Consider the following 6759-nt stretch of genomic DNA (forward strand, 5'->3'; position numbering starts at 1 on the left):
CTGCCATCACCAGCGGCAGCCATCCGACCGGGTGCGATAGCGTCAGCCATTCGATCATGTATGCGCCCACCGCGGCGAAGGAAAATGTGAAGGACCAGAATCCGAGTGAGAACGGCAGCTTCAGGTAGCGCGGCAGTAAGAATAATTGCAGCACCACCATGAGCACGGTCACTGCCGCGAGCGCGTACTCGAGTGAGCCCAACTTCTCACCACCGATAGCAAACCACGCGGATCCAGCAACTGCCGGAGGAGCGACGATGATGGCGAGTGTAGGCGTTAGCGCTGCTGGAAGCGCCGCCCGGGTCGCGAAGCGAGCGATCAACACCGCGTAGATCATTACCCAGAAGAGGATGCCTACCGCGAACGCGCCAATAGCCAGCGAGGTTAGACCCACCTCGGCTGCGGTGGTCGAGGCGATCAGCCCGGCTGCGACCGTGGGAAGAAAGTACCCGCCATGGACCACATTCATTTGGACTGCCCCGTTGAGCCAAAAGTTGAGAATCCACCCTGCGAAGAGCGTTGCTGCCGCGATCGACGCGACCACCAGGGCGGTGCCAGCTGCCGGGCTCACTTTATACAGGGCCGCGCCGAGCAACATCCCGACCACCGGGACGAGTGCCGCGATGGGTCCTTGTGCGGGGTGTCTCAGTTGGCTCGACAGTGACTCTGTACTCTGCGCGCCGCGCACGACATGTGCGACGATCATCCACACCCAGGCGATCCCGGCAAGCCACCACAGCGCTCCACCTACCTCGCTTGGCCAGCCCGCGGCGACACCCGCGAGCGACCAGACTTCTGCGAGCCCGGAAAGCCCGAACGGTATTGCGAGGGTGTTCAGTGGAATCCGCTCGTGCATGTGAGGTGACGCCATCATCGGAAGCTTCCCATCGATCGTGTGAATAGAGCGGGTGTCTACTTGATTGCTGACGACGCCGTCTATGAGAGTGACTCTGACGAGCGGCACAAATTTCCTTCGTTCGATCCGGGAGTGATTCCCGCGATGAAGCCAGCATCTGCTCCGGATGACAAACGAGTCCAAGACCTAAATTCGATTCGGTGATGCCGTTCCAGCATGAGCATTGACGCGAGCGGCGATGGACGTGATGAATCATGCGAGGCAAACGATGTCGTTCAACCGGGCATCCACATGCACCATCCCGCGATAGACCGCTCCCTCTAGTGCTGGCCCGCGAACGGCGTTGGATTCTCAGGGATACAGTGCTTGAGCCGCAGCGACGAACGCGCTGATTTCGGGACGGTTCCGTCCGCCCGAAACTGTAGCGAGAGCGACCTGATAGGGCGGCGAGTCGGCGACGGGCCGATAGGTTATGTCGGCTCGCTGATAGAAGTTCGCCGCCGTTTCCGGCAATAACGCCAGCCCCAGCCCCGATGCAACGGCGTCGAGTTGCTCTTCTATCGTTCGAACTCCGGAAACCAAGGAAGGTGTTCCGGTGGCGTGATGTGCCGCCACGTCATAGCGCAGAAGCGATTCGTCCTCGAGCTGGTCAAGGACGATCGACGCATTGCCAGCGAGGTGGTGGCCGATCGGTAGCGCCAGCATCTCGGCGTCGTCGAATAGCGGGATTAGGGTGAGGCCGGCGATATCGAGCGGTGTTCTCACCCAGGCAACATCGACTCGGCCATCGAAAAGGGCGGCAGTCTGCTCGTCCCATTCGATGCGATGTGCGACGACGACGACGTCGGGGTATTCACGGGTGAACTCCTGGACAACGGGGGTGATGATAATTCCCGGCCGGAACCCAATGGAAAGCGTGGTGACAATTGCACCTCCCGCGCGAACGCGGCGTCGCGCTGCGAGGGTGATCGCAAGAAGATTGTCGGCCTCGCCTACGAGCACCCGACCCGCCTCTGTCAAGGCGACGCCATGCTTATTTCGTTCAAAAAGCATCACACCGAGGTCGTCTTCCAAGGCTTTCACCGCTCGACTCAGCGCAGGCTGAGCAACATGCAACTCTTCGGCTGCGCGGCCAAAGTTGAGAGTTGTCGCGACCGACAAGAAGTAACGGAGCTTCCGGAGGTCGAGCTCCGCGTCCTGGTTGAGGTACAGCGCCCGGGTGGCCATGCCGGAACCGTACCACCAACAGGACTGAGCACGAGTATTCCGGGGATTGATGAGGCGTAACTTCTTTCGGGATGTCTTCGCCCGACTCGACTAGGCCGCCATGCGTTCGACGGCTTCCTCAAGCACGGTTGGGTCGCAGACGAAGTGGATGCGGGCGTGGCCTCGGTCGGCGGCGCCGACGGTGGGGCCCAAGTTCAGGGCGACCTTCGCGTTGTGTGGCACACGTTCTGCTGGATCCAAGCCTAAGTCGAGGTCGCGGAAGTCGAGCCAGCCGAGCATCCGCGCCAGCCCGGCGCGTTATCCGGAGTCGCAAAAAAACTGTGAGCGATCGGGAATATTCCGAAAGTCTATGCATTTGCATTGAATAGACTCACACGATAAGGGAGCAACTATGGTCGCCGCAACATCCGGACTTCACCACGTCACCGCGATCGGAGGTGACCCCCAGCGCAACATCGATTTTTACATCACCGGCCTCGGGCTTCGACTCATCAAGCGCACCGTCAACTTCGACGACCCGAGCACCTACCACCTGTACTACGGCGACGAAGCGGGTCAGCCCGGCTCGCTCATGACGTTCTTCCCGTGGAAGGGAGTTCCAAAGGGGCGCATCGGCGCCGGCCAGTCGACCTCGACCGCGTTCTCCGTGCCCGCGGGCAGCCTCGGCTGGTGGGCCGGTCACTTCGCACAACTCGGCGTCTCGGCCGAGGTTACGACCGAGGGCTCCGAAGAGGAGCGCCTGTCGCTGCGTGACCCCGACGGCCTCCAACTCGACCTCATCGCGAGCTCGACGACAGACCCCCGCGACCCTTGGGATTCTGCCTCTGTGCCCGCAGAGTTCGCGGTTCGGGGGCAGCATTCGTCGGTTCTGACGGTTCGGGATGCCGCGGCAACAGTCGCACTGCTGACCGACGATCTCGGCCTGACCGTCGTCTCCGAGCATGGGGACCGCACGCGACTAGCCGCCGGCGACGCTATGCCCGGCAACATCGTCGACGTGATCTCGGATCCACTGGCACCGGTGGGAATGACCGCGGGCGGAACTGTGCACCACATCGCGTTCCGCGCGCCGGACCACGCCACCCAGGAGCTCTGGCGCCAGGAGCTCGTCGGCCGCGGCCACCAGGTAACGGCGATTCTCGACCGCCAATACTTCACCTCGATCTACTTCCGTGAGCCCGGGGGAGTTCTCTTGGAGATCGCGACCGACACGCCAGGTTTCGATATCGACGAGCCGCTGCTCGAACTGGGCCGCAGCCTCAAGCTGCCGCCGTGGCTCGAGCCGTCCCGTGAGGCGATCGAGCACTCTGTCATCCCGATCACCGTTCCCCAGGAGAACAACCCGGCGGATCATGACTGAGGCCTCCGACTGGCCGCATCTCTTCGAGGCGGGGGAGGGTCCGGTGCTTCTCGCCCTGCACGGCACGGGCGGTAACGAGCGCGACATCCTGCCTCTAGCAAAGGCCATCGACCCGGGGGCCGCGGTGCTCGCCCCTCGGGGGCAGGTCCGGGAGGGTGGGGCTCTCCGATGGTTCCGCAGGCACGGCGAAGGCAATTTCGATGTGGATGACGTGGTCATAAGGTCGGGAGAACTCGCCGACTTCGTGGTCTGGGCTGTCGACAACTACGGCCTTCAGGGCCGCAGGCTCGTCGCCATCGGCTTCTCGAACGGTGCCAACATAGGGCTTGCGACGGCTGCCCTTCACCCGCGGGTGATCGGCGAGATGATCGCGTTTTCCGGGATGTACCCGTTTGCTGACAGGTCTCTCACGACCAGCCTGATCGGAAGTCGGATGCTGCTGGCCAATGGGCGAGCAGACTCCATGGCCCCCGGCGCCAGCGTGGCGAAGCTGGCCACCGAGCTGCGCGAACGTGGCGCTCGGGTGGCGCGCCACGAGCGCGATGGCTCGCACGGGGTCACCGCCGACGACCTCGAGGCAGCGCGAGAGTGGCTTCTCAGCTGAGGCCGGCGCGCTTCTCGAGCAGCGGGGCCGTGCGATACGCGACCATCTCCCGCATCGAGAGCGCGATCCGGGTGCGTTCGATTCCCGGCACGGCAAGAATGACTCCGGCAATGCGATACAGGTCGTCTGCATCCCTTGCCACAATTCGAATCAGGATGTCGTCGCCGCCCGCGACACCGTGCACCTCGACAACCTCGGCAATTCCCGCAAGCGCCTCTTCGATGCCGACGAGTCGATGCTGGTCGGCGCGCGCCGTCACGAAGGCGGTCAGGGGATAGCCGAGCGCGCGATGCTCGACCCTGCGATCGACCGGGGCGAGCATGCCACTCGACTCGAGCCGCGCCAGCCGCGCCTGTACGGTGTTGCGGGACAGGTCGAGACGCTGGGCGAGTTCGACGCCGGAAAGCCTCGCGTCGTCCCTGAGCGCGAGCAAGATGCGTGAGTCGGTGGCGTCGAGTTGAGGCATACGACGCAGTATGGCATGAGTCATCCGGAATCAATCAAGCATTCTGCATAATCGGATTGATCATGGTTGTGCAAATGTTGCTCGGGGATGATGATTTGGATACACCCCGCAAAGGAGCGAGAGATGACACTGGCCTCATCCCGGCCGCACGTAGAGTCGCTGCCATCGCCGCGGGCATCCGCAGATTTTTTGTTCTATGGCGAGTTGCTTGCGCCGCATGAGCGCGCGCGGCTGGATCGTGCGATCACCATGTTCAGGGAGGTCGTGCAGCCCGTTGTTGCCGCCCACTGGACGGCGGCGACCTTCCCCTTCGAGCTGCTGCCGGCACTCGGGCGGGAGAATATCGTCAGCGTCGTCTCCGGTGGCGCAAGTCACCTCCTTCATGGATTCCTGCACCTCGAACTCAGCCGCGTCGACCTGTCGATGTCGACGTTTCTCGGGGTGCACGAACTCTCGGTCTCGGCAATCGACCTGATGGGTTCGGATGAGCAGCGCGCGAAACTGCTTCCCGGCCTCCGGTCGCTGACCGCGATCGGGGCGTTCGGTCTGACCGAGCCTGAGCACGGCTCCGACATCTCGCGTGCCATGCAGACCACGGCCACCCGTGACGGTGAGCACTGGATATTGGATGGCACGAAACGATGGATTGGCAACGGCACGTTCGCCGACCATGTGTGCATCTGGGCACGGGACACGGCCGACGACACGATGAGGGGCTTCATCGTCGACCGGGGCACCCCGGGTTTCACCACGCGAGTAATCGACAACAAGATTGCGCTGCGCATTGTGCAGAATGCCAATATCGACCTGGATCACGTGCGAGTAAGCGACTCCGCTCGGCTCAGCGGCGCACAGGGATTTCGCGATGCGAACACCCTCCTCACGAAATCCAGAATCTGGGTGGCGTGGCAGGCCGTCGGCCTCCAGTTCGCCGCCTACGACCTGGCGCTTGCCTACGCGCTCGAGCGCACCCAGTTCGGCAAACCCATCGCCTCCTTCCAGCTCACCCAGGACAAACTCGTGCGACTGCTCGAAAACGCCACCGCATCGCTCGGCACCATGGTGCGCATTGCGCAACTTCAGGATGACCGGCGGATCCAGCCCGAACACGCCGCGATGGCCAAAGCCAGTTGTACCGAGAGGATGCGGGAGTCGGTTGCCATGGCCCGCTCGATCTTCGGTGGCAACGGCATCTCCACCGACTACGACATCGCCCGTGTTTTCACCGACGCCGAAGCGGTGTACAGCTACGAGGGCAGCTACGAGATCAACACCCTCGTGGTCGGTCGCGCGATTACGGGCATCTCCGCCTTCGATTAACGACGGGCTTTCGACTAACGACGGGCCTTTGCACGGGAAGCGCAGTCCGGCATCACCCGCTGGTACCCCCGCGGGTGTAGGGAATGTCATACCAATGCCTGATGCAATTCACAGCCTCCAGCGCAACAGTGGAAGCATGACAATTCGACCCGTCCGCATCCTTGTCGTTGACGAAGAGGGGCCGCTCACCCACGTGGTGTCGCTGGCCCTTGCCCTGGAGGGGTGGACGGTCGAGGTTGCGCGCGACGGCGCTTCGGCGCTCCGGCGCATCCGGTCATCACCACCAGATTTGGTGTTGCTGGATGTCACGCTGCCCGACATGCGCGGAACCGATCTGGTGACGCAACTGAGGGCAAGCGGAGACACACTGCCCGTGGTCTTTCTGACGGGCCGCGCATCCCTCGAGGATCGCATCGAAGCGTTCACTGCCGGTGGCGACGACTACATCACCAAGCCGTTCAGTCTGGATGAACTGGTAGATCGCCTCAACCCGATCGTGCGAAGGCTGGGTCTCGCCCCCACCAGTCGGCGGTTCGCCGACCTCGTGCTCGACGACGCAACGACTGAGGTGTGGCGCAGCGACGAGCGCGTCACGCTTACTCCGCTCGAATACGAGATGCTGCATGCCCTCCTCGAGCAGGCCGGAACGGCGCTGACACTGGGTCAGGTCCTGCGCGCGGTGACAGCGCGCGGCATGCGCATCCCTCGCGAGATTGGGGTTCGGATGCTCGAACACATGCGTGCCGCCGTCAACGCCGATCGTGCCCCGCTCGTGCATCTGACGTCTGCCGGCGGATGGATGCTCGCCACGGCCTGACCGCGCCAGGCCGACATTCCACCGACCCGGCCGCAATCTCAGGCCGGCGCTAGCCTGAACGCATGCAGGATGTCGTGCTCGGGCCGTGGGCGAAGTCGTTTCCCCCGTC

General features: G+C 63.3%; 8 protein-coding genes. 4 read left to right on the forward strand and 4 right to left on the reverse strand.

Going from position 1 to position 6759, the window contains the following annotated elements; all coding sequences use genetic code 11:
- The 3 genes from RMN95_RS01215 to RMN95_RS01225 all read right to left on the reverse strand — a co-directional run.
- Positions 1-964: hypothetical protein (locus RMN95_RS01215; RefSeq protein ID WP_309615144.1), on the reverse strand; the 964-nt coding region annotated here is incomplete at its 3' end.
- 243 nt (positions 965-1207) lie between these two features.
- On the reverse strand, positions 1208-2083 hold the full coding sequence (locus RMN95_RS01220) for a LysR substrate-binding domain-containing protein (protein WP_309615145.1): 876 nt from the start codon (positions 2081-2083) through the stop codon (positions 1208-1210).
- Between the two features lie 90 nt (positions 2084-2173).
- Positions 2174-2305 carry a hypothetical protein gene (locus tag RMN95_RS01225; RefSeq protein WP_309615146.1) on the reverse strand — a complete coding sequence of 44 codons (132 nt, stop codon included), beginning with the start codon at positions 2303-2305 and terminating at the stop codon, positions 2174-2176.
- A 169-nt stretch (positions 2306-2474) separates the two neighbouring features.
- On the opposite strand from RMN95_RS01225, the gene RMN95_RS01230 reads away from it, so the two are divergent.
- Positions 2475-3443, forward strand: a complete 969-nt coding sequence (locus RMN95_RS01230; protein ID WP_309615147.1) for a ring-cleaving dioxygenase — start codon at positions 2475-2477, stop codon at positions 3441-3443.
- Positions 3436-4047, forward strand: coding sequence for an alpha/beta hydrolase (locus RMN95_RS01235; protein WP_309615148.1), 612 nt, complete (start codon positions 3436-3438; stop codon positions 4045-4047). Before RMN95_RS01230 ends, RMN95_RS01235 begins: the two co-directional genes overlap by 8 nt.
- Here RMN95_RS01235 and RMN95_RS01240 read toward each other — a convergent pair.
- Entirely contained in the window at positions 4040-4513 is a 474-nt protein-coding gene (locus tag RMN95_RS01240) for an Lrp/AsnC family transcriptional regulator (protein ID WP_309615149.1), read from the reverse strand. The genes RMN95_RS01235 and RMN95_RS01240 overlap by 8 nt on opposite strands.
- Positions 4514-4636: 123 nt before the next feature.
- Here RMN95_RS01240 and RMN95_RS01245 point away from each other — a divergent pair, with 123 nt between their 5' ends.
- Both RMN95_RS01245 and RMN95_RS01250 read left to right on the forward strand, forming a co-directional pair.
- Positions 4637-5833 carry an acyl-CoA dehydrogenase family protein gene (locus RMN95_RS01245; protein ID WP_309615150.1) on the forward strand — a complete coding sequence of 399 codons (1197 nt, stop codon included), beginning with the start codon at positions 4637-4639 and terminating at the stop codon, positions 5831-5833.
- A 136-nt stretch (positions 5834-5969) separates the two neighbouring features.
- Positions 5970-6650: a response regulator transcription factor gene (locus RMN95_RS01250; RefSeq protein ID WP_309615151.1), complete on the forward strand. Its 681-nt coding sequence runs from the start codon at positions 5970-5972 to the stop codon at positions 6648-6650.
- Positions 6651-6759: the final 109 nt, after the last annotated feature.

The sequence above is a fragment of the Salinibacterium sp. genome (genome assembly GCF_031364185.1).
GTDB lineage: Bacteria > Actinomycetota > Actinomycetes > Actinomycetales > Microbacteriaceae > Rhodoglobus.

What these genes read in the sequence shown, in the direction of transcription:
- RMN95_RS01220 (WP_309615145.1), bottom strand. Translation starts at nt 2,083, where the DNA reads ATGGCCACCCGGGCGCTGTACCTCAACCAGGACGCGGAGCTCGACCTC.
- RMN95_RS01230 (WP_309615147.1), top strand. Translation starts at nt 2,475, where the DNA reads ATGGTCGCCGCAACATCCGGACTTCACCACGTCACCGCGATCGGAGGT.
- RMN95_RS01235 (WP_309615148.1), top strand. Translation starts at nt 3,436, where the DNA reads ATGACTGAGGCCTCCGACTGGCCGCATCTCTTCGAGGCGGGGGAGGGT.
- RMN95_RS01240 (WP_309615149.1), bottom strand. Translation starts at nt 4,513, where the DNA reads ATGCCTCAACTCGACGCCACCGACTCACGCATCTTGCTCGCGCTCAGG.
- RMN95_RS01245 (WP_309615150.1), top strand. Translation starts at nt 4,637, where the DNA reads ATGACACTGGCCTCATCCCGGCCGCACGTAGAGTCGCTGCCATCGCCG.
- RMN95_RS01250 (WP_309615151.1), top strand. Translation starts at nt 5,970, where the DNA reads ATGACAATTCGACCCGTCCGCATCCTTGTCGTTGACGAAGAGGGGCCG.